This is a genomic window from Moritella sp., from assembly GCF_033791185.1.
GTDB lineage: Bacteria > Pseudomonadota > Gammaproteobacteria > Enterobacterales > Moritellaceae > Moritella.
On the sequence record NZ_JASJHF010000055.1, the window covers coordinates 1 to 21,239 of the forward strand.

The 21,239-nt window shown below is 40.7% G+C and carries 25 protein-coding genes; 8 read left to right on the plus strand and 17 right to left on the minus strand.

All coding sequences use genetic code 11. The features are described 5' to 3' along the window. From QNK26_RS03380 to QNK26_RS03390, 3 genes are all read right to left on the minus strand, one after another. A partial coding sequence (locus tag QNK26_RS03380; protein WP_319220854.1) for a hypothetical protein occupies positions 1-237 on the minus strand: 237 nt, incomplete at its 3' end. Continuing rightward, the gene (locus tag QNK26_RS03385; protein ID WP_319220855.1) at positions 227-1,429 is read right to left on the minus strand and encodes an EAL domain-containing response regulator; all 1,203 of its coding nucleotides are present in this window, start codon (positions 1,427-1,429) and stop codon (positions 227-229) included. The genes QNK26_RS03385 and QNK26_RS03380, both read right to left, overlap by 11 nt. A gap of 10 nt (positions 1,430-1,439) precedes the next feature. Continuing rightward, positions 1,440-2,390 (minus strand): helix-turn-helix transcriptional regulator, encoded by a 951-nt coding sequence (locus QNK26_RS03390; protein WP_319220856.1) that lies wholly within the window; start codon positions 2,388-2,390, stop codon positions 1,440-1,442. 347 nt (positions 2,391-2,737) lie between these two features. Between QNK26_RS03390 and QNK26_RS03395 the strand changes: the two genes are divergently transcribed. After that, a complete protein-coding gene (locus QNK26_RS03395; protein WP_319220857.1) occupies positions 2,738-3,256 on the plus strand; it encodes a cytochrome b in 519 nt (172 codons plus the stop codon). A 75-nt stretch (positions 3,257-3,331) separates the two neighbouring features. Here QNK26_RS03395 and QNK26_RS03400 read toward each other — a convergent pair whose 3' ends face one another. From QNK26_RS03400 to QNK26_RS03410, 3 genes are all read right to left on the minus strand, one after another. Next, positions 3,332-3,661 carry a metalloregulator ArsR/SmtB family transcription factor gene (locus QNK26_RS03400; RefSeq protein WP_319220858.1) on the minus strand — a complete coding sequence of 110 codons (330 nt, stop codon included), beginning with the start codon at positions 3,659-3,661 and terminating at the stop codon, positions 3,332-3,334. A gap of 113 nt (positions 3,662-3,774) precedes the next feature. Next, positions 3,775-4,734 (minus strand): VirK/YbjX family protein, encoded by a 960-nt coding sequence (locus QNK26_RS03405; RefSeq protein ID WP_319220859.1) that lies wholly within the window; start codon positions 4,732-4,734, stop codon positions 3,775-3,777. Positions 4,735-4,957: 223 nt separating this feature from the next. Continuing rightward, positions 4,958-5,335 (minus strand): DUF2237 domain-containing protein, encoded by a 378-nt coding sequence (locus QNK26_RS03410; RefSeq protein WP_319220860.1) that lies wholly within the window; start codon positions 5,333-5,335, stop codon positions 4,958-4,960. A gap of 170 nt (positions 5,336-5,505) precedes the next feature. On the opposite strand from QNK26_RS03410, the gene QNK26_RS03415 reads away from it, so the two are divergent. Next, positions 5,506-6,144, plus strand: a complete 639-nt coding sequence (locus tag QNK26_RS03415; RefSeq protein ID WP_319220861.1) for an alpha/beta family hydrolase — start codon at positions 5,506-5,508, stop codon at positions 6,142-6,144. Between the two features lie 5 nt (positions 6,145-6,149). Here QNK26_RS03415 and QNK26_RS03420 read toward each other — a convergent pair whose 3' ends face one another. The 9 genes from QNK26_RS03420 to QNK26_RS03460 form a co-directional block, all read right to left on the minus strand. Further along, a complete protein-coding gene (locus QNK26_RS03420; RefSeq protein WP_319220862.1) occupies positions 6,150-7,250 on the minus strand; it encodes a ChaN family lipoprotein in 1,101 nt (366 codons plus the stop codon). A gap of 60 nt (positions 7,251-7,310) precedes the next feature. Continuing rightward, on the minus strand, positions 7,311-8,183 hold the full coding sequence (locus QNK26_RS03425; RefSeq protein WP_319220863.1) for a LysR family transcriptional regulator: 873 nt from the start codon (positions 8,181-8,183) through the stop codon (positions 7,311-7,313). Between the two features lie 186 nt (positions 8,184-8,369). After that, positions 8,370-9,611, minus strand: a complete 1,242-nt coding sequence (locus tag QNK26_RS03430; protein ID WP_319220864.1) for an OFA family MFS transporter — start codon at positions 9,609-9,611, stop codon at positions 8,370-8,372. A gap of 159 nt (positions 9,612-9,770) precedes the next feature. Next, a complete protein-coding gene (locus QNK26_RS03435; protein ID WP_319220865.1) occupies positions 9,771-10,493 on the minus strand; it encodes a LytTR family DNA-binding domain-containing protein in 723 nt (240 codons plus the stop codon). Positions 10,494-10,509: 16 nt separating this feature from the next. Further along, a complete protein-coding gene (locus tag QNK26_RS03440; RefSeq protein WP_413816344.1) occupies positions 10,510-12,141 on the minus strand; it encodes a LytS/YhcK type 5TM receptor domain-containing protein in 1,632 nt (543 codons plus the stop codon). Between the two features lie 135 nt (positions 12,142-12,276). Beyond that, positions 12,277-12,966 (minus strand): pseudouridine synthase, encoded by a 690-nt coding sequence (locus QNK26_RS03445; RefSeq protein ID WP_319220866.1) that lies wholly within the window; start codon positions 12,964-12,966, stop codon positions 12,277-12,279. Then, entirely contained in the window at positions 12,967-13,290 is a 324-nt protein-coding gene (gene yqfB, locus QNK26_RS03450) for a N(4)-acetylcytidine aminohydrolase (protein ID WP_319220867.1), read from the minus strand. Between the two features lie 149 nt (positions 13,291-13,439). Next, the gene (locus QNK26_RS03455; RefSeq protein ID WP_319220868.1) at positions 13,440-13,877 is read right to left on the minus strand and encodes a PACE efflux transporter; all 438 of its coding nucleotides are present in this window, start codon (positions 13,875-13,877) and stop codon (positions 13,440-13,442) included. 122 nt (positions 13,878-13,999) lie between these two features. Then, positions 14,000-14,419, minus strand: a complete 420-nt coding sequence (locus QNK26_RS03460) for a PACE efflux transporter (RefSeq protein WP_319220869.1) — start codon at positions 14,417-14,419, stop codon at positions 14,000-14,002. 357 nt (positions 14,420-14,776) lie between these two features. On the opposite strand from QNK26_RS03460, the gene QNK26_RS03465 reads away from it, so the two are divergent. The 4 genes from QNK26_RS03465 to QNK26_RS03480 all read left to right on the plus strand — a co-directional run bounded on the left by QNK26_RS03465 (position 14,777) and on the right by QNK26_RS03480 (position 16,999). After that, complete coding sequence (locus tag QNK26_RS03465) at positions 14,777-15,139, plus strand: hypothetical protein (RefSeq protein WP_319220870.1); 363 nt, start codon at positions 14,777-14,779, stop codon at positions 15,137-15,139. A 10-nt stretch (positions 15,140-15,149) separates the two neighbouring features. After that, positions 15,150-15,464, plus strand: coding sequence for a hypothetical protein (locus QNK26_RS03470; protein ID WP_319220871.1), 315 nt, complete (start codon positions 15,150-15,152; stop codon positions 15,462-15,464). Continuing rightward, the gene (locus tag QNK26_RS03475) at positions 15,461-15,784 is read left to right on the plus strand and encodes a hypothetical protein (protein ID WP_319220872.1); all 324 of its coding nucleotides are present in this window, start codon (positions 15,461-15,463) and stop codon (positions 15,782-15,784) included. Before QNK26_RS03470 ends, QNK26_RS03475 begins: the two co-directional genes overlap by 4 nt. A 240-nt stretch (positions 15,785-16,024) precedes the next feature. Continuing rightward, positions 16,025-16,999, plus strand: coding sequence for a VirK/YbjX family protein (locus QNK26_RS03480; RefSeq protein WP_319220873.1), 975 nt, complete (start codon positions 16,025-16,027; stop codon positions 16,997-16,999). Between the two features lie 80 nt (positions 17,000-17,079). Here QNK26_RS03480 and QNK26_RS03485 read toward each other — a convergent pair whose 3' ends face one another. Continuing rightward, on the minus strand, positions 17,080-17,958 hold the full coding sequence (locus tag QNK26_RS03485) for a LysR family transcriptional regulator (protein ID WP_319220874.1): 879 nt from the start codon (positions 17,956-17,958) through the stop codon (positions 17,080-17,082). Between the two features lie 139 nt (positions 17,959-18,097). On the opposite strand from QNK26_RS03485, the gene QNK26_RS03490 reads away from it, so the two are divergent. Together QNK26_RS03490 and QNK26_RS03495 are read left to right on the plus strand one after the other, a co-directional pair. After that, positions 18,098-19,315, plus strand: coding sequence for an MFS transporter (locus QNK26_RS03490; RefSeq protein WP_319220875.1), 1,218 nt, complete (start codon positions 18,098-18,100; stop codon positions 19,313-19,315). Positions 19,316-19,513: 198 nt separating this feature from the next. Continuing rightward, positions 19,514-20,491 (plus strand): zinc-dependent alcohol dehydrogenase family protein, encoded by a 978-nt coding sequence (locus tag QNK26_RS03495; RefSeq protein WP_319220876.1) that lies wholly within the window; start codon positions 19,514-19,516, stop codon positions 20,489-20,491. 125 nt (positions 20,492-20,616) lie between these two features. Here QNK26_RS03495 and QNK26_RS03500 read toward each other — a convergent pair whose 3' ends face one another. Then, a complete protein-coding gene (locus tag QNK26_RS03500; RefSeq protein ID WP_319220877.1) occupies positions 20,617-21,225 on the minus strand; it encodes a LysE family translocator in 609 nt (202 codons plus the stop codon). Between the last annotated feature and the right edge of the window lie 14 nt (positions 21,226-21,239).

Below are 21,239 nucleotides of genomic sequence, written 5' to 3' on the forward strand. Positions count from 1 at the left end.
CAGCTGCTCAGCCGTGGTCATTACATCAATCTGAGCATCAAGTTCAAGCGCCAAATAACGACAAATCCCTTTCAATTGATGCTTAAGTGAATTCAGTTTTTCGCTACTTTCAAGTAATCCGCTTTGTGTGCGAATATTGGCTAATTCACTCACTAACGCTTGATATAACGGTAACCGTCGTTTCTCACTACAGCGATTAAAAAACAGCCTTAAGCTATCACTAATATTATTCATCATGAGCACTAACCTCACGGTGTTCATAGCGATTAACCCACGCATTTAAATAACGCCCTTCCATTGGCGGACTATATAAATAACCTTGTGCTATATCACAGCCTAATTCAGCCAAAATATTAAGCACACTTTCTGTTTCAATACCTTCGGCAACCACACTCACCGACATTTTTTTAGCTAAAGCGATCGTCGACTCAACAATAAGGTGATGCTGCGCATTAGTATCAATGTCGCATACAAAAGAACGGTCTATTTTTATTTCATTAAAAGGAATGGTATCTAAACGTTCGTAAGTCGAATAACTTTTGCCAAAGTCATCCAGTGAAATACCAATATCATTAATGATGAGTCGTGCAATAGAGTTTAATACTCTGGCTTGATTAATGATCTCTTGCGATTCAGTCAATTCGAGGATGAGTTTAATGTGCGAATGTGCTTGCTTGTGACGGATAATGTAATCAATCAAATCATCGCTCACCAAATCTTTAGCAGTGACATTAATCGATAATGTATAACCCACCAAATTTGCTTCTTTTACCCAAAGCTTGAATGCCTTAGCGATAATGATCTTAGTAAATTCAACGTTCAATCCAGCTTTATCAATCAAAGGTAAAAATGTATCAGGATAAATATAACCATTTTCATCGTACATTCTCGCTAATACTTCAAAGCCCGTAATACCTTTACTTTTCATGTCAACTTTAGGTTGAAAGCAAAGCAATACTTGCTCATCAGCAAGCAACTGATTGATATCATGATCAGAAACATAATTAGGCGCTTTAACCTCCCCCGTATTGTCGCACAAGCTTTGCAAACGCAGTGTTTCAACTAATATGGCATCCACATTAATCGGCTTTTCAAAAACCCCCACCACATTCAATTTCAGGCCACGAGCAATACTGCTGACCAGCTCAAGCGTGCGCTTATCGGATGAACTAATCACCGCCAGTGGTATCTTGGAATAACAACTGTGTACAGACAAAAAGTTAATGACTTCCATGCCATCACTGTTATCCATTTTTAGATCTAAAATAAGCAAATCGATATGACCATCCGCGGTAACGATTACTTCAATACCTTGATGAGCATTTTCAGCCTCGAGTGTTTGAATGTCCTTATTTAAAGTGTAATTTTCAAGGTCGGATTTAATCGCTTCTCGGACAAATTTTTGGTCATCAACAATCAAAATATTCATAATTACTCCGCTATATCTCGATAGTTGTAGGTTGCATGTCTTGTGTCGGAATAACAGAAAGCATTAGCATATTTCGGTTTGCCATCACTTCAGATCGGCTCATAATAAATGAATAATTCTGAATAACTTTAGCTTGGTGTTCAACTGGTTTTACTTTAAACATCGGGATCTTCATCTGCATTAATTTTTGTTTCAATTTACTATCACAAGTACTAAAGCTCAGATACTCAATGGTGTTATCCATCGCTAGCTGGTTTAGGTAGATGGACATCATATGGTTATCAATTTGTGGTGATACCCCAAATGATGACAGTACAAGCAGTACATTCGCTCGGTCTTGTTGGGCAATATTCAATAAATCAAGGACCCCTGTCGTGCTATTCATAAACTCAAACAAGGCTTTGGAACTCACTTTACAAAACAAACAATGCCCGACCAATTGACTTAAACTACAAAAAGCCGACATTAAAGTAAGCTGTTTTAACAAGTCGATAGATGTCGTGTCTTGACGAGTCGGAAATAAACGAGGATTGCCTTCATACATTAAACTAAGCTTAAGAAACCGCTCAAAATGGTCATGTTCAGGGGGAATATATTCAATATGGTATTGCTCATGCTTATAATAAGGGTGCGCTGCTTTATCATTTTTATCACCCACAGAAAACTGCAGAGAGCAGATGCTCTCTTCTACAAAATCAGTATCGGAGCTATAGATATTAAAGAGATCATCACCAAATACTTCTGCAATTTCGGACTGCTTCGTTAAAGAGGGGGTATTAATACCACGTTCCCAACGACTAATTGAGATCGTATCTAAACTATCAAAAGAATGACTTCTTTCATTTAATAAAGCCCGAAGGCCTTCTTGTGAAAGGTTATGCTCGGTACGTATTTTTCTTAAAAAACTAGAGAATACTCTCATTATGACTGTTTTTGGATAAGAGTATTTTTTATATCCCATCTTCACTTCCATTTAGACCTAATGCCGTTATAACAAACCTAACCATCGTCATTGTTCAATTACATTAAACGATCAGTTTAAAGCAAAAAATCACCAAACAATATATTTTAAAATATATGTTTATGGATACACTAATTCCACAGTAATAAATTTAATTTAATTTAAATAAATGCCTAGTTACTAACCAGAAATCGACTAGGCATGTTTTTATAAATCGTAATAATTATTACTCTAGCGACAGATGTGACAGCTCGTTATGCTATTAACGCAATTATGGTCGGCACCAGACAACGGATGCCACTAAAACACCAGAGAATGCATATTCAGGTTGGGTATTAGGAATACATATGAACAAGTCAATTATACCATTTGATAGGACCGCGAAACTGCTGCATTGGATGTCAGCAATCGTCATACTATGGGCGACCACGTCCGGATTATATATCGCCTTTTTTGAACTTGAATCGACTATAAAAAACCATATTTTAAATTTTAATGTGTCGATAACAACAGTATTTATCCCACTATTTTGTTGGCGAATTTACCACCGAATAAAACGTGGCGTCCCCCAAGCACACCCTGCCATGTCTAGTTTAGAGATAAAACTCGCACACGCCGGACACACCTTACTTTATGTACTGGTTTCACTTGTCTTAGTGAGTGGCGTATTAATGATGGGTCATGACGTGAAAGTATTTCAGTTATTTACTATCCCACAGTTACTCGAAGATAAACGCACGATTCACTTTTTTGAAGCCTTGCATTTATATACCTGCCGATTATTGGCTCTGTTGGTAATCTGTCATTTAGCGGCATTAATAAAACATGAGATCATGGGTAAGCGCATTTTGAAAAGAATGATTTAGTAAAAGTCGATTGCTTTGCATACGTTCCGCCATTGCCGTTCGGTCAGAGCGTATGCCAATAGGGTAGTGAATGAGTTAAGTATTAACTGTGTTATCGGGTTGGATAACGTTATGCTCCGCCTCATCGATACAGCACTCATCTTGTAAAAAACCGATCACAGCTTGTAATTTGTCGTATTCCGCGACGCAATACAAAGTACGGCCTTCACGACGCTGTGAAAGTAAACCTGCCGATGCCAAACTTGAAATATGGTGAGATAGTGTTGAGCCAGGGATTACTAATTGTTCTTGTAAGCCACCCACCGCAATACCTTGATAACCCGCACGGATAATACTTTTAAAAATAGTTAATCGGGTTGGATGACCAAGCTCTTTCAGTGCTTTAGCAATAATATCAATATCCACTTATTTACTCCTTTTTATACAACGCACCCTTTGATAACGTATATTTCGATATTAGCAGAAATATACGTTCACTACCAATAGATAACATTATCACCGCAGGCAGGTTAGTCCATTTAATGAATAATACTGGTATTTTCGTTTGCTTTCAGCACTAACTTTTCGCCAAGTTCTTGCATTAATACATCAAGCCATTCGTAACGCTTACGATACATTGCACGTTTACTACGTTTAATATCTTCTGGTAATTTTCTGACTTCAAGTAAATCGAGTTGATACAGGTGCTTACTGTATTTAGTTGCACCTAATGATTCCCAGTGGCCGTTGTAATTGGTTTTTATTTTGTCATCAGCATAACGTTTTGAGCTATAAATATGCCCTTCATTAGCGACCAATAAAAGCAATTTAACATCCCAAACATTAGCAATCATGGTGAGTATTTTGACCATCAAATCTTTCGGTCTCTGACCAAAATGTTGTTTGGTAAAATATTTAATTTGATCATTAATTTCAGGCGTGCTTTTCGGCCCTTGCAGACTGCCGACCGTGATCGTACGCCCCTTCATCGGATCATCAAAAACACTAAAGGTGATAGAATAAAAAATATTACCGCTTGGATCCAACAACTTCATGCACAAATCACCTTCTTTATGATTTGAAGCAAAATAGCTTAGTCTTACACAGTATTCATCTTCACCCACAGTGAATCGAGAAACTTCAATTCCCTGCGTTGTGTTATAAATAGCAAGCCCAGTTTGCGTCGGTAAACATTCACTAATAAAGCGATAATGCCCAACAACTAATTTAGTTCGACTTGCAATACCATTACCAATATGCAGATAAGGACGAAATGTTTTTTCCAAAAAACGCACATCTTGTTGCAGTAGCAATTGAAGAAAAGGTGCATTAATACCACGCTGAAACTGACGAAAATATGGATAAAGTATCATTGTTCGCAATACAAATTTAGACCGGTATTTTTTTTGTTTCTGTTGCATTTTTAAATTAGAAAACTGATTTTCGCTCAAGTCTGGATAGGCAAGCCAACTTAACTCTCGGATACTTTTACTGTGCATTCTTGATACCTTAATTATGGACACTACTCATAAAATATTGCCGTCCCATCACACCACTCACGACTGTTCGCCTGGTAGGATGAATGACTGCAATATAATGAATTAGTGGTCATATATACACTTGAAATACCTAGCAATAAACAAAAAAACTGTAAGAGTATGTCAGTACTCTAGCGTTCGCCAAGGCATTCACAATGTAATTTTAAGGTTACCTCTTAATTATTTAACTCAAATCAATCGCGTATTTTTTCAGTAATTCCATCGGTACTATTTCCAATGCCTTGATGTGTGTTCTTTTCAAATAAACGCGAGGTGCCATATTATCTTCTAGTGCTTGCAACCAGCGTGCTGCACACAAACACCAACGCTGACCCGCTTGTAATCCCTTAAAATCCGAACCCGGTGCCGGGGTTGACAAATCATTGCCCTTAAAACGAGAATATTGCAAAAACTCCGCCGACGCTTCAATACACACAGTATGTGAACCGATATCTTGACTACAGGTATTGCATGATCCATCGCGATAAAAACCAGTAACCGGATCATCACCACACAATTCTAATTTTTCCCCAAATACATTTACTGAATCAAACATTTCCATTGTCTACGTCCTTAGCAATTTGAGTTAATACCTCATAACCCTAGCACTTATTATTTTAGTCGTCTATCTAGCCACTTGATGATGTAATGACGGTACTATAAGCAATAGCGTATAATGATATTTCAATGCGTTGTAGCGCATAAATTTCATTAATTTTGCATAGGAACATCATGGAACTCATTTATAACGGCCCTATCGATGGCCCATTATTTGTATTTGCGCACGGCGCCGGTGCGCCAGCTACCTCTGACGTCATGGAAACTATCGCCAAAGGACTCGGCCAGCAAGGTATTCGCGTGGCGCGTTTCAATTTCCCTTATATGCAGCAACGTATTGATAATGGAACTCGCCGACCACCAGAGCGCGCGCCTAAGTTAATTGCCCAGTTCCAGCAATTGATTGCCAGTATTGAGCAACCTATGGTGATCGGCGGTAAATCCATGGGGGGGCGTATGGCCAGTTTAGTGGCATCCGATCCCACCACTGACGCGTTATCCGTTAATGCCAAGGTAAAAGGTATCGCCTGTTTAGGTTTTCCTTTTCATCCCGCCAATAAACCTGAGTCACTGCGCACCGCACATTTTCCATTGATCCAACAACCCGTATTTATTGCCCAAGGCGATCGCGATAAGTTAGGCACTAGGGAAGAAGTCAACAGCTATGGTCTGCCAGAGGATATTGAATTTTTGTGGTTAACAGACGGGGATCATGATTTAAAACCCAGGGTGAAAAGCGGCTTTACCCACCAAGCTCATTTACACACGACCATAGTTAATATGGCCACGTTTATTAAAAAGGTATTAACGTAACAACGTTACTCAATACATTTAAGCTCATCATTACGCTTCGACAAGTGTTTAAATGACGCCATCATGTTAGAGCTTATGACAAACTGCTTGGGTGGTACTAGCACCTGCAAGCGATAGTCGTTGGATGTTTTATCCGCGGTTGTTAGCGTACTCGTTACATCGACAGGCGTGACAATGACGACTTTCAATTCAGGAGCGCGAGCAAGGATACTTGCTGCAGTGCCCAAGCCATTCTCGGTATGGAATTTACCGGCAATATGCAACACTTGTTTATGCCGACCGCCTACAAAAACGTTACTCGGTTCATCTGTCAGCGGTGTATTTGAATTACCTGCTAGTAATGAATTTGAATGATCAGCTAAATAATTAACAATACTCTCTGCCATAGTTTCATCCCACGTCACTTGCGCAGCAAATTTATTTTCATTCTGGCTTTCATCTCCATGATGCATAGATGCCATAAAATGGGTTTTGTACGCTGAGTCTTGGGTATTAATATTCGCCGCTAACCAAGTACGTTGCTCTGCAGGTAATTGAGCAACATAATTCATGCCTTCTGTACCGATGCAACGAATGATGTGCTTCGGGGCATTAGCGGCAATAATATCAATGTTGTTAGTCTTGGCTAATTCTACTAATGGGCGGTAATCACTACTGTAATTTGGCCACGCATTAGCTCGGGTTATTAATGTGCCTTCACCAATTTCACCCGCTAAGTAAGCATCGACTACCGTTTGTTTATCACGGGTGAATTGCTCCATTGATAGCGCTACATCATCACCAGCCGCAAGCATGGCTTGTAATAACTCGGTTTGAAAACGGTGGATACCTGTGTGGGTATGCCACTCTCCCACCAGCACCACATCAGCGTCTTTAATCTCTTCAACAAAGCGCGACAAGCTAATATCCTGACCAGAAGATGACTGTAAGTTATAATCAAAGTAAGTAGTTACTTCCTGTTTATAACTTGCTTTATCAGCAATATCTAAAGAGGGGGAAGCAGCACAACCAGATAATAATCCAGCCAAGGCTATACGCATGCCGTTGCGTTTATAACGTCTTAATAATTTTGTAGATGTGAATAATGCTTGCGGATAATTAAACATAAAGCGCCCTAATCATGACATGTAGATTAAATAAAATGCAAATAAAGAGTAATAAGAATACTACAACAAGCACTGCTTCGTGGCGGCAACAACCGTCTTAACACGGCTGGGCATAAACTTATTTAAGTGAACGCCAAGATACAGCGTTTCAGCCACAGGGACTGCAAGATGATGAACTTTCACCTTCTCAGGAAACGGGAAATCAGCAACGGCATAAGCAGGCAATACCGTAAAACCAAGCCCTAAACTCACCGGCTCTAAGATCAAACTGATTTGATTGGAAAAACCGGCCTGTTTAAACTGATTATAATGTTTAAATTCAGGGTAATTAGCCCCGAGTAGCAGGCTAGAGTGGAATGCACCGTCGGGATGGTCGATAAAACCTAATTGCATTAATACTTGCCAACTTGGCTCTTCAACATCGGCAGGAGTGACTAACAATAATGATTCTTCTGCAATCGGCTTTAAGCTCACTTCTGCTAATGTCGATGAGCTGGTCATAAAACCAATATCCACACTGTGTTCAGCAATGGCTTTTTCTATTGCAGCGTTCGGTGCAAAGCGATAATCAATCACCAATTGCGGATGCAGCGCTTGTAACCCCAGTAAATAGCGATACAACTTTAAACCTATACTACCCGGAGACATCACTCTGACCAAGCCTTCAAAAGCAGGGTCTGTCGTCACCCGTTGTTCGAGTTCGGACAGTGAGTTGATTATCTGTTTACCCTCGGTATATAAGCGTTGTCCCGCGTCCGTCAGGCTAAACTGCTTGCCTTCACGGATAAGCAGGTCTTGACCTAACTGCTCTTCTAATTTGCGGATATGCTGGCTAATACCTGACTGCGTCATATTCAGACGTTCAGCACTGCGGGTAAAGTGGCCGATTTCCACCAGAGTACAAAAACTGCGGAGTAATACAGGGTTAATCATTAAATTTTATTCTCAAATATATTTTAGTTGATAACTATATTTAATGATTATAGGTAATGATTAGCTATTTGTATGCTGTTTGCACTTTAAACAGAATACCAATGATAAGAAATGTATACCCACGCGCTTTCTGCTACGCAGGTATTACAGTTGCGGATAATTTCTATTGCCTTATTTAATTACGTGCTAAACCATCGCAGCTTGCGCAGGAAGATCATTGCGCGATGCCCCCTGAAGACCAGTTGGCTGTGAACCAGGCAGCTTGATCGTTAGTGTTATTAGCAGCGAAATAACTAATAGCCCTAGCATAAGATAGAAAGTCGCGGCGAATCCACCGAACACTGATGCCACGATAGAACCAATAATACTACCAAGACCAAAACCAAGATAAATGAGACCGTAGTTTTTGGTCAAGTTGTTTAAACCGAAGAAATCACTGATCAATGATGGGTATACGGTGATCGTGCCACCGAAACTAAAGGCGATACATACCACGGCAAAGTAAAAACTGAACATACTTTGCTCAGCAAAAAGTAATGCCGATACACCTGCTAAGCAGATAAACAATGCAATCGCGATCACTTTAATACAGCTAACGCTATCTGAAAGCACGCCAAGTACTAAACGCCCACTCAGATTGGCAACAGCGATAAGCGCAACCGAACTTGCGGCGATAGCCATAGGCAGATGCACATAACTCTCACCGATATCTTTGGCAACGCCAATAACATACAAACCACTCATACAAACCGTTAAAAATACCAATGCCAGCATCCAAAACTGTGAGCTTTTCACTGCTTCTGCCAGAGTGTAATCACGTACAGGCGTTGCTGCTGCAGTTTGTTGTGGCTCTTGCTTAGGTGCATCTTTCATCATCAGACCACCAATAATAACCATGACCATAGCAATCAAGCCCCAAGTGCTAAAGGTATTTTCTAAGCCACTATTAGTGAGGAAATACATATTGATGTATTTAAAGCCAAGACTACCTAAACCATATGCACCAATAGCACAGGCAGAGACCAAACCTTTACGTTCGGGAAACAGTTTCACGCAGTTAGATAGCGTCATTAGGTAACCAGTACCATCGGCAAACCCAACTAACAGACCGGCAAACACATACAATAAAATAAGATTAGATGCATAGGCGGTGAGCGTTAAGCTGGCACCCAATAATAACCCAGCGCAAATCGTCACTTTACGTACACCAAAGCGCTCTTGCAATTTGCCTGACAATGATGATGCAATAGCTAACGATAAACTTAAAATACCAAAAGAAAAAGCCACACGGCTAACTGGCACAGATAACTTGTCTGCCAGTTGTGAATTAAACAGACTCCACGTATACACCGACCCTAACGCAAACTGGGTGATGATAGTGCCAAGCAACGTAAAGAGTCGATCTCGGTTTGATATTTTAGTCGTCATAAGGTAAATCTCCAACGAATTTAAAAGCGTGAAGGTGACGGTATGGGTCACCTTGTTAAGCCACTAAAATACGGGGTCTGCTGGAGATAACAATAGGCGGAAAACAATAAAAAATGAGATGCAATAAGTACGGCATGAAGTGCAATATAGCGGCATGAATTACAATTTCATTAATTCACGAAAGGCTTTTATATTGCTGCGACTCACTGGTATTTCATTGCCGATATCATGTACTTTGAGTTGGTAGGTACAGTTCACCCAAGGGATTATTTCTTGAATTTTGTCGATGTTGACACAGTAAGAACGATGACTGCGAAAAAAGCGCTGCTGAGGTAAGCGATTAATCAATTCACTCATGGTGAAAGGCACAATAAAAGCATCGTCTTTGGTAAACACATTGGTCACTTTCTCATTCGCTACCGCATAGTAAATATCATCGATGGCGGTAACGAAAATACGGTTGTCCTTAATCAGATTAATGGTTTTAGATCTGACGTCTTCAGGGGCTGTGACTTGGCATTGGTGAGTAGCTTCTAACTTGGCTAACAACCCAATAATACGTTTTTCATTCAGCGGTTTTAACAAGTAATCAAACGCTTCTAATTCAAAAGCATCCACTGCAAATTCTTTATAAGCTGTGGTAAAGACAATATGCGGTTTTTCAGAAAATTGATGAATATTACGGGCGAGCAGCATCCCATCAATTGACGGCACATTAATATCTAAAAAAGCGATATCAACCTTATGAGTTTGTAGATACTTAAAGGCTTCTAAGCCATCTTCAAAGGTAGCGATAATCTCGATATTACTATGCCGTTCAATTAAATACGTCAGCTCTTCCCTTGCTAAATACTCATCTTCTACGATCAGGGCTTTCAACATGCTGTTACCTTTCCTTTCAATTCAATTCATTGACGTAAAATACTATTTCAGTGCCTTGCTCAAGGCGTTTAATGTACAAGCCCTCGCCATACAATAATAAGATCCGCTGATGCACATTCATCAAACCAATATGATGACTTTCCATCGTGCCGTTATAGAGCTTATCTATGACATTTTGGCTAATGCCGATACCGGTATTTTGAATGGTGATTTTAAAACGTTGGCCATCGCGCTTTACCGCAATATTGACACTCCCAGGCTGGCGAGAAGGCTGAATACCATGCTGAATGGCATTCTCTACCAAAGGCTGAATCAGTAAACACGGTATAGTGGGATGTACATCATCAACATCGAACGTGACTTCAAGCTTGTCACCAAAGCGGGCCTGCTCAATCGCGACATAATCTCTGACTTGTTGTAACTCTTCTTGGATATCGATCAAGTCATTATTACGTTCAAGATTATAACGGAGGAAATCGGCTAAATTGGCAATCAATTGCCGGGCTTTATCGGGATTAATGCGCACTAACGTGGAAATAGCATTCAATGCATTAAATAAAAAGTGCGGGTTAATTTTACTTTGTAATGCAGAAAGCTCGGCTTTACTGGTCATGGTCTTCAATTGCTCTAGACGTGATACTTCCATCTGCGTAGAAATCAATTGCGATAAGCCGATAGCCATTTCACGTAATGAAGGTCGAATACGGTGTCGCTGGCGATAGAATATTTTCAAGGTGCCACTGACTGCGCCATTTTCCCACAAGGGAATGATTAATAGTGAATGAAAACCGTGTACATTGAGGTTATTACTGATAATTTGCTCGCCGCTGTTAACCGCCTGCCGAGTCATGGCACTGATTTGGTGATAAGTATCTAAGTAATCTTTTTGGCCGATACCAACGTAAGCTAATACATCTTTGACATCAGTAATAGCAACCGCATCAGCATGGGTTTCTTCACGAATAATACTGCATACTTTAGTCAGTGAATCGCGATTGTTTTTACGAAAATAAGGTAAGGTTTTATTGGCGATATCGAGGGCAAGCTTTGCTTGTTTAGCGGCGATCAAATCTTGTTCATCATCTAAATCTTGCACCAATTTGATAATAAGTCCAATGCACACGGCCCCTCCAATCATCGGCATGCTAATGTGTTTAACAATGGTGTACGCGAGTTCCTTATCTTCAGATAGCAGCACAATTAAAATCATGGTTAAAATTTCGCAGAACATACCAGCAATAATGCCCCATTTTGCATACGATTTTTTGTGGCAGCGAAAATGGATCCACGTTGCTAATAGTCCGGCAATCATACTGGAAATTAAACAAGCTAACGAGGTGGGTCCGTCCATGTCGATAATATAGCGGTGTAAACCTGAAATAATTCCCGCAGGAATAGCCACCCAAGGACCAAAAATAATCCCGCCAGACAAGACCGCAATAATGCGCACATTGATGAGTGACCCTTCGACCTTGACACCGGTGTAGTTACTGAAAACAGCAAATAGAATGAACAGTGCAGAGATGAGCGCAGTTTCAACTGGGTGTCGTTGGGTTTTGATAACAATATGCTGGAATAAATTGGTGCGGGTTAAGAAAAATAATGCCATTAGCATCAGTGCTGCGCGTTCAAATACCGCCAGCAGCATCATAAATTGTTCGGTGTACACAGAGAAAAGCCTTAATGTCGTCGTAGAGAAGATATTTACGTTGTTATTCTACGCCTAACATTAGCCATGCTCCAGCTGTAACGCGTTAGGCTTACTTATCTAAACATTAAGACATCAATTAGTAAATGAATTGACTTCTTCAGCGGTTAAATAACGCCATTGCCCTACTTCCACATCTAACTGTATCGCGCCAATTTGTTCACGATGCAAACTCACAACCCGATTGCCCACCGCTGAAAACATCCGTTTCACTTGATGAAACTTGCCTTCAGTGATGGTCAGTAACACTTCTGTTGGAGCCACAACCTCTAAGATTGCCGGACGCGTTAATTGTTGCTCACCTTGTAGCTGCACACCATGGGCAAATTTGACTGCAACATCATCAGCAATGGCACGCGATAGCCCAACCCGATAGACCTTTTGGCAATGCTTAGTCGGAGTAATAATATTAAATGACCAGCGGCCATCATCTGTCACCAAGACTAAACCAGTAGTATCGGCATCTAAACGCCCTGCGACATGTAATTCTGATGCATTTTCAACATCAATGTAATTAAACAATGACGGATAAGCTTCATCGATATTAGAGCAAATAGTATCAGCAGGTTTATGCATCAGGATGTAACGCGACTCTCTGGCGGTAAGTACCTCACCATTTAAAGTAATGGCATTATCTTCATGCACCTGGGTGGCAACATCGACAATAACAACATTGTTAACCAGAACGTTTCCATCACAGATCTTCGCCGTGGCTTGTGTTCTGCTTAGCGCGGTACTTTTACAAATAAACTTATCCAATCGCATTTATAACTGACCTACCAATTTATAAGACACCACGTATAACTGCTCAATACCCGGGTAAATATCTTGGATCACCTGTTTAAGTACAGCTAAAGTCATATTTTCTTGTTCGGCATGAAAGTCCGTTAAATCACGAAACCAAATAGGCGTGACAGCAAGAATAGCAAGTTGACAAAACTCACGACCGTCTTCAAGTGTAGAAACAGTCACGGTTGTACCTGGTAGGTAATATTTTTCAGTTTCATCACGAATAGTAATGGTCTTTTTTCCAGAACAAATATCAGCTTCAAATCGTTCGAAAAAGGTCATCGAGGTGGGTGTTGGCATGCGGGTTTCAACTCTAAAAATAACAGTTGGCGATTATATCAACAGAACCGCAAGTTGGACTAATATTAATGGCGAAAGCTAAATTAAAAAAGCGGTGACTACATTTCGCCACCGCTTATTCTGTCTAAAAACGAGTATTATTTGTCATGCTATTGCACTGTGATGGTTGGTACTGTGATGTCTGGTACTGGGAATATCTTGTCATACGCGACGTTATAGCCATAAGCGTAAAACAAATAGAAAATAACCATACTCATATCCAGTAAAAACGCATCCCATAAACTGATATTTAAGAACCACGCCATAAACGGAATAGTTAAAAACAGTAAACCGCCTTCAAAGCCAAGACTATGGACAATACGGATCAGGGTTGTTTTGGTCACGGTACCCATTTTTCTCAGCATGTATTTATCAAAACCTATGTTATAAACATAGTTCCAGCCAGTTGCGACCACCGAAAATATCACGCCCATTACACCGACATGACCCACCTCAAAACCGAGTTGACTCATCGCGCCCATTATCGCAATTAAGCCAAATATCTCAAATAAGATAGCGTGTCTAATACGGTCTAACCTTGTTCTCATTTTATCGTTCTCCACATCATAATACTGGTATTAATATTTATTACGGCGGCTATTCTATAGTAAAAAGTTATAACTTAAAGTTGGCTTCCATCTGTTTTTCGGATGGATTAATTTAATGTTCCCTATTGCGCAGTCATCGGCACTGGGAATATTTTGTCATACGCTAAGTTATAACCATAAGCGTAAAACAAATAGAACACCACCATACCAATATCCAGCACAAACGCGTCCCATAAACTCAGATCTAAAAACCATGCCATAAACGGAATAGTTAAAAGCAGTAAACCGCCTTCAAAACCAAGACTATGAACAATACGTATCAGAGTCGTTTTAGTTACCGAGCCCATTTTCTTAAGCATGTAGTTATCAAAACCTAAGTTATAAACATAATTCCAACCCGTCGCGATAACCGAAAAAAATACGCCCATGACGCCGACATGGCCGAGCTCAAAACCGAGTTGGCTTAACACCCCCATGATTGCCACTAGGCCAATTATTTCAAATAAAATCGTGTGTCTAATACGGTCTAATCTTGTTCTCATTTTATTCTTCTCCACATCATTATGCTGTATGCCGTAATCATCGTAATTACCGTGCACATACTGGTAAAGCTTTCTTATGACGGCCATACTATCGCAAATGATTATAACTTAAAGTTAGTTTCCATCCGCTTTACGGATGGGTATGACATCACAGTTAGATTTATTGACAGATGCATACACAAGCTTACCCTCAAATGCAGCCAGCCTGTTTACAATATGCCTATATAAACAACAGACTACGAGTCCGGCTAACATCAAGCGATGTAACGTCATCCACTCGTTTAAATCAATGGGACATTCACAATGAAAAAATATTTGTTGCTTACCCCAATATTATTGCTCTCAGCCTGTGCCCGAATGGATCATATCCAGATCGGTGATATAGATCAGAGCCAGGGGAAGCTAAAGCCGATTTCAGTCAAAGTATCTGAAAAGACGCTCAATATAGACGCTACTTTGGCCGTTACCGATGCCGTGTTAACCAATGGGTCTGGCAGTGATGAGGTCGAAGCACTCAGAACTGTTTGGGCACTCATGAATATGGGACCTAGAACAGGTAACCCGGTATTTAATGATACCTACGCCCAAGATGTACTAAACCAACTTCATGCCCAATGCCAATCCGGCAAAATAACGGCAATTCGCAGTGTTCGAGAAGCCAACGATTACGCCATTGCTAGTGGTGAAGTTGTTCGTATCGATGCTGATTGTATAATCTAAGGAATTAATCATGATCCGTAAATTTTGTTTACTATTTATCGCGCTAACACTCAGTGGCTGTGTTGGTTTAAACACTGTATCAATGACCCAAATACCAAAAGATAAAGGCCAACTTGTCGAAGCCAATGCCCATGATTGGGTATTCCTCAATTTCACCACTCAAAATGACTTTGCCGACAGAGCCGTTGATAATTTAAAATCACAGTGCGAAGGCGGTAAAATTAGTGGCGTATTTACCAAGCACCAAACCACCAGCTATTTTCTAGTATTTAAACGCGAAGTCATCGTCAGTGGGTATTGCAGCCTGCCTAAGGACAGAATGTGATAAAAAATAAAATGATCACCTTGGCATTACTATCTGCTACGCTGTTGTTAAATGGTTGTACCAGTAGTATCCACATGGTTAATACCGATGGTTTTGAGCAATCTATGCCAGCAAGCCTTGATTATAAATATGTCGAAGCAAGCACGAAACAGCATGTGATTTTAGGCTTTGCCGCTAATACCAATTATGTCGATGACGCACGCCAATCACTTATTGCCCAGTGTGATGGCGAATTGACTGCGGTGAGTACCCAGTATTCCACTGACCATGGTTTTTTTAGTTGGTATAACAAAATATTAATGAAAGGAATTTGTATTTAAAAGAGGACCCCAGCCAAGCGCATAACGCCCCCGATTATGTGTTTGGCTGCGCCAATAAATCACTTACAAACACTTACAAAGCCATCCTTAGTGAAAAGCAGGCTGTTAAGTATAATTTATTATATAGAAACCTTAAATCTGTCAATACGGTTATATATTTAACATCTATTCGGCATATACGCTTAAACTTAAAATATAAATCATCCGCTATGGACTGGTTTTACTAGGAATGAAAAATCGATGTCTACTACTAACCTCTCTGAACTCGCCGACCTGATTTACCCGAAAAGCAAAGGCATGAAGAAAATAAAAAAGAAAGCGAGATTCTATTTTTGGGCAGCGACCAACGGTAAAGCAATCAATGCCATGACGACTTTGTTTGCCAATGATAATTTAAAGCCAATTTTAACCAGTAATCCCGAGATCCTAGAGAAACCTTTAAAGCCTTTTCTTTGCGTTAATTGGTCTAACTCAGAGCGCATTAAACATATAACAGAACATTATCAATATATTGATGATACTTTTGGGGCAAATTCGAGTGCCGTTATTTCTAGTAAGGGAATAAGCATTTTAGACTTTGAAAGCTTAAGCGGACAAACATACCGTGTGCAGATATATCGTGGTGCTAGCCGTGAAGGTGGCCTAGGTATTCGTTTAGTTAATGACAAAGACCAAAGTGTTTATGCTTTAGCCTGTAACATTTCAGGTACCACGACTAAAACAATGCACATTGGCATGTTACAAGGCCCGAGTCATTCAATTGAAGAACGTCACTTGCTGATTAAAGAACTGACTAAATCATTACACGGCTTACGCACCAAATCATTACTCGTTGAAATGGCATTAATGCTGGCGCGTGTTTTAGGCGTGAGTGAAGTAAAAGCCATTTCAAACAAAGGCCATATCTATCAAGCATTGCGTTATATCGGTTCGAAACGTAACTCTGTTACTTTCGATTATGATGGTCTGTGGGATGAATTTGAAGCAACCAAAATAGATTCTTACTTTTATGCTTTACCAGTATTTACCCCCCGAAAAGATCCACTGACACTGAAGAAAACTAAGCGTAAAATGTACACTAAACGCTACCAATGGTTGGATGACAGTGAAATGGCAATGGCGACAAATTTAGTGCCATGGTTAATGGATCCACCGGCAATTCATTCAACCCATAACGTTATAGATGATTCCATAGAAAGCGTACAAGCCGCTTAACTGTTATCAATAGCTGAATACCATTGACTCATTAATCGAGTGTGCTGGTATTTAGCTCATCAATACTGGAACCTTAAAATTTATCCCTTAACTTGCGCCAAGGTAAACTCAACAAAGCGCCTGTTAGCCAATGACAAATAACCATCTTTACGCCATGCCAGCGCCAGATCCAAATAGATAGGCGGATCAAACGGGATCCCCATGACATCCGCTTCTTGATCTGTGACTAACTCGAGCAGTGCGGTAATAGCAAATTCATTTTTGACGATATTCAAGATCATCGTGATCAAATTGGTTTCAAAAGAGTAGTTCACTGTCATATTATTGGCTTCGCACAAACCATCAATAACTTCACGATGAAAATAACCGGCTTTAAACATCACTAATTCATGGGTGAAAAAATCGCCATAAGTCACCGATTTAGCATTAGCTAAGGCATGGTTTTTACCAACAGCAGCCACCATTTGTGGGCGCACAAAACGCTGGACTTGCAAACTGCTCGGCACATGTTCATCGACGATCACCCCTAAGTCTAACTCACCGGAAAGTAACTTTTCTTTAATCGTTTGGGTGCCGCCCTCCATGATACTCAACTTTAAGTTCGGGTACTTAAATTTAAAGGCCATTAATATTTCGGGAAAAAAATATGAGCCCATCATGCCCGGAATGCCAATACTGACCTCACCTTGCTCTAACCCCCGTAAATCATTTAACGCTGTTTCAGCATCACTAATACGGGCAAGAATATCCTTACTATGGACAAGCAGCACCTCGCCTTCTTTAGTAACGACCACACCTTTGCTGCTGCGGATCAATAACGGCATACCGAGCTGTTGTTCAAACTTACGCATGGCAATACTCAGCGCCGATTGGGCAATACCAAGATGCTCAGCCGCCTTGGTATAACTGCCCTGCGCGACAATCGTGGCAAAATAATGCAATATTTTAGAATTAAGCATAACTAAAATAGATACCTCCTATGATATTTATATATTTTTAATATTAGCATTACTCCACTACTCTATAAGCATTGTTAGTACCGCATGTCCCTAATAAAGCAGATCATGCTATCGCCTTATCTCTTAGCAGGACGGAACCATGATTGCACTGCATTCTCAAGATTATAAAAAAGTAACATTAGGGCTGGGACTCGGTTCATTTCTGGTATTTTGCAATTTATACTATTTTCAGCCGCTACTGCCGTATTTCATGGTGAAGTTTAACGCCACTGAATTACAAGTTAACTGGTTATTCTCTAGCACCACCTTAGCCATCGCTTTATCCCTACTGCCGTGGGCGATCTTATCTGAAGTGATTGGCCGCCGCCCCATCATGCGTTGCAGCTTAGTACTCATTCCCTGCATTAATTTTTTAATGTTTATTAGCCCAAATTTATACACCTTAATTTTATTACGCGCCTTACTCGGTATTGCGCTCGCCGGATTCATCGCTGTCGCGGTGGCCTATATGGCAGAGGAGTTGGCACCACCAGCACTGCTGATCGCGGTTGGTGGTTATATTAGTGCCAACACCCTAGGCGGAATTATTGGTCGCATATATGGCGGGGTGATGACAGATGCAATCGGTCTGCAATGGACGATTGCAGTCATGTCGATACTCAGTGTTATAGCACTACTTATCATCTTCCCATTGATATTAAAACAACGCCATTTTGTTGCCCAACAAGGACGATTGTCTCATCACGGAAAACAACTGCTAAAACACATCAAAACGCCAACGCTGTTTTTTGCTATGTTGATTGGTGGACTCAATTTTTCGGTATTTATTAATATTTTTTCAGTGATGGGATTTAAATTATCTGCCGCGCCAATTTCACTACCCGCCAGTTTATTATCACTGATATTTTTGTGTTACCTCAGTGGCACATTGTCAGCACGTTTAAGCGGTCGTTGGATGCGAAATCATGATTTATTTAGCGGTTTACTGCTCGGCATCGGTATTAGCCTAGTTGGACTCATGATCCTATCGCTGCAAACTATGCTAACAATCATTATTGGTTTATTAGTATTAAGCGCTGGGGCATTCTTTATCCACTCACTTGCTTACGGCCATATCGGACGCAGTGCAACACAAGGTAAATCAACCGCAACGGCACTATACCTAGTGATGTATTATTCCGGCGGCAGTATTGGCGGCTTTATTCTTATTTACTGCTGGCAAGTCGGTGGATGGTGGGCGGTATTAGGCGCTACAAGCATCATTCATACCCTCATGGTAGCACTGGTCTTTGCGCTGAAATTGGTGTCTCGTCGATACCAAGCTGGTCTCTTGCCAGCTGTGATATGCAACGAATGATAAACCACAACCTCTTACAATCACCGCTCAGATTGCCCTGTACCTTATCATGACCATAATGTTCCCTTTTCGATAACTACCTTTGTTTAAAAAGCAAAGGTAGTTTGCTTTTAGGGTTATTGTTGGTTGATTAAACAAAACATAGAATAGCCCCATCTTGTTAAACAAGTCCCCATAATTCTATAAAAGGTAGCAATCATGAAAGCAATGATCATTAAAGAAATCGGTTCAAGCGACGTTTTTCAATTAGTAGAAAAAGCCAAACCAACATTAAAATCAGGCCACATGGTTGTTGAAGTAAAAGCAACCAGCGTAAACCCAATTGATACTATGTTGCGCTCTGTAGAACTGCCTTGGTCAGCAAACTTACCAGAAGTACTACACGGTGATGTTGCAGGTATCGTGGTTGAAGTAAGTGCAGACGTAGCCAATTTCCAAGTCGGTGACGAAGTTTACGGTATGGCAGGCGGTCTTAATGGCGTTGACGGTGCACTTGCAGAATTCATGTTAGTTGATGCACGTCTCATGGCTCAAAAACCGAAAACACTCACAATGAAACAAGCGGCTGCATTACCACTTGTTGCGATCACATCATACGAAGCCCTAGTACACAAAATGAATGTACAAGCTGGTGATAACGTACTTATTCATGGTGCAACGGGTGGCGTTGGTCACATCGCGGTACAACTGGCAAAAGTGCTTGGCGCGACAGTAACCTCAACTTACTCACCAGCGAACGCTGAACTAGCAAAAACAGTCGGTGCAGATAACTTAGTTGATTTTACCACTGCAACTGTGGCTGATTATGTACAAGCGTACACTGGCGGCAATGGCTTTGATAAGATCTTTGATACCGTGGCTGGCGAAAACATCCAGAAATCATTTGAAGCAGCCAAGTATTACGGCCACGTAACTACAATTTTACCGATTGAAAACGTGTTACAAGTGGCATTGAAAAGTTTGTCATTCCACAGTGTGTTAATGTTAATCCCACTATATCACGGCATAAACCATGCCTCACACGGCCGTATTTTAACTGAAATTGCCGAACTTGTTGATGCCGGTAAAATCACCCCTATCATTGATGCAAGCAACTACTCTATCTGGGAAGTAGCACAAGCACATGATCATCTTCAATCAGGTAAAGCGGTAGGTAAAGTCACGTTAACAGTATAATTATCTGCACTGTTTTAATATCATGACAGCCTTCATTTCCTGAATACCTCAAAAGCACCACAACGACTGTAGATAACAGTAGCTGTGGTGCTTTTTCTTTCTATAAGCTATTTTAGCAACGCCAACTACATCGCGACACGCGCAGCAACCGCCAGTAATACCACGCCTGTTACTTTATCAATCATATGCACATTATTTCTTAACTTATCTAACATCATCGATTGTGATAACAACACTGCAATGATGCAATACCACAAGGTATCAATACTAAATACCGTGCCCACCATGATCAGGTTTTGTAACCCACTAGCATCTGCTTCGACAAATTGCCCGAATAACGCCAGAAAGAAAATGGCTAATTTAGGGTTAAGAAATGCGATCATAAAACCTTGCACGATACTTTCTTTTAAGGTCACAGTTTCCTGTTGTTGCGCGACCTTATCTAGCGCCGGTTTTGACGTTAACGCCTTATACGCTAAGCGCAGTAACATCGCCACACCCGCATACTTGATCACATTAAATAACCAAGGTGTTTGTTGGATAATTATCGCTAAACCGACCACGGTTAACGTGGCATATACACCAACACCCAGCCCATGAGCAATACTGGCTGCCACACCATGAACACGACCGCCAGAGATAGTATGCTTTAATACCACAGCAAGGCTCGGCCCCGGGGTCATCGCGCCCATCATACAAATCAGCGCTAAAGACATCCATGCAGTTAATTCCATTGCCATTTCCTACC

Coding starts and splice junctions, on each gene's coding strand:
- QNK26_RS03385 (WP_319220855.1), bottom strand. CDS start 1,429: ATGAATATTTTGATTGTTGATGACCAAAAATTTGTCCGAGAAGCGATT.
- QNK26_RS03390 (WP_319220856.1), bottom strand. CDS start 2,390: ATGGGATATAAAAAATACTCTTATCCAAAAACAGTCATAATGAGAGTA.
- QNK26_RS03395 (WP_319220857.1), top strand. CDS start 2,738: ATGAACAAGTCAATTATACCATTTGATAGGACCGCGAAACTGCTGCAT.
- QNK26_RS03405 (WP_319220859.1), bottom strand. CDS start 4,734: ATGCACAGTAAAAGTATCCGAGAGTTAAGTTGGCTTGCCTATCCAGAC.
- QNK26_RS03410 (WP_319220860.1), bottom strand. CDS start 5,335: ATGGAAATGTTTGATTCAGTAAATGTATTTGGGGAAAAATTAGAATTG.
- QNK26_RS03415 (WP_319220861.1), top strand. CDS start 5,506: ATGGAACTCATTTATAACGGCCCTATCGATGGCCCATTATTTGTATTT.
- QNK26_RS03420 (WP_319220862.1), bottom strand. CDS start 7,250: ATGTTTAATTATCCGCAAGCATTATTCACATCTACAAAATTATTAAGA.
- QNK26_RS03425 (WP_319220863.1), bottom strand. CDS start 8,183: ATGATTAACCCTGTATTACTCCGCAGTTTTTGTACTCTGGTGGAAATC.
- QNK26_RS03430 (WP_319220864.1), bottom strand. CDS start 9,611: ATGACGACTAAAATATCAAACCGAGATCGACTCTTTACGTTGCTTGGC.
- QNK26_RS03435 (WP_319220865.1), bottom strand. CDS start 10,493: ATGTTGAAAGCCCTGATCGTAGAAGATGAGTATTTAGCAAGGGAAGAG.
- QNK26_RS03440 (WP_413816344.1), bottom strand. CDS start 12,141: ATGCTGCTGGCGGTATTTGAACGCGCAGCACTGATGCTAATGGCATTA.
- QNK26_RS03445 (WP_319220866.1), bottom strand. CDS start 12,966: ATGCGATTGGATAAGTTTATTTGTAAAAGTACCGCGCTAAGCAGAACA.
- yqfB (WP_319220867.1), bottom strand. CDS start 13,290: ATGCCAACACCCACCTCGATGACCTTTTTCGAACGATTTGAAGCTGAT.
- QNK26_RS03455 (WP_319220868.1), bottom strand. CDS start 13,877: ATGAGAACAAGGTTAGACCGTATTAGACACGCTATCTTATTTGAGATA.
- QNK26_RS03460 (WP_319220869.1), bottom strand. CDS start 14,419: ATGAGAACAAGATTAGACCGTATTAGACACACGATTTTATTTGAAATA.
- QNK26_RS03465 (WP_319220870.1), top strand. CDS start 14,777: ATGGATCATATCCAGATCGGTGATATAGATCAGAGCCAGGGGAAGCTA.
- QNK26_RS03470 (WP_319220871.1), top strand. CDS start 15,150: ATGATCCGTAAATTTTGTTTACTATTTATCGCGCTAACACTCAGTGGC.
- QNK26_RS03480 (WP_319220873.1), top strand. CDS start 16,025: ATGTCTACTACTAACCTCTCTGAACTCGCCGACCTGATTTACCCGAAA.
- QNK26_RS03485 (WP_319220874.1), bottom strand. CDS start 17,958: ATGCTTAATTCTAAAATATTGCATTATTTTGCCACGATTGTCGCGCAG.
- QNK26_RS03490 (WP_319220875.1), top strand. CDS start 18,098: ATGATTGCACTGCATTCTCAAGATTATAAAAAAGTAACATTAGGGCTG.
- QNK26_RS03495 (WP_319220876.1), top strand. CDS start 19,514: ATGAAAGCAATGATCATTAAAGAAATCGGTTCAAGCGACGTTTTTCAA.
- QNK26_RS03500 (WP_319220877.1), bottom strand. CDS start 21,225: ATGGAATTAACTGCATGGATGTCTTTAGCGCTGATTTGTATGATGGGC.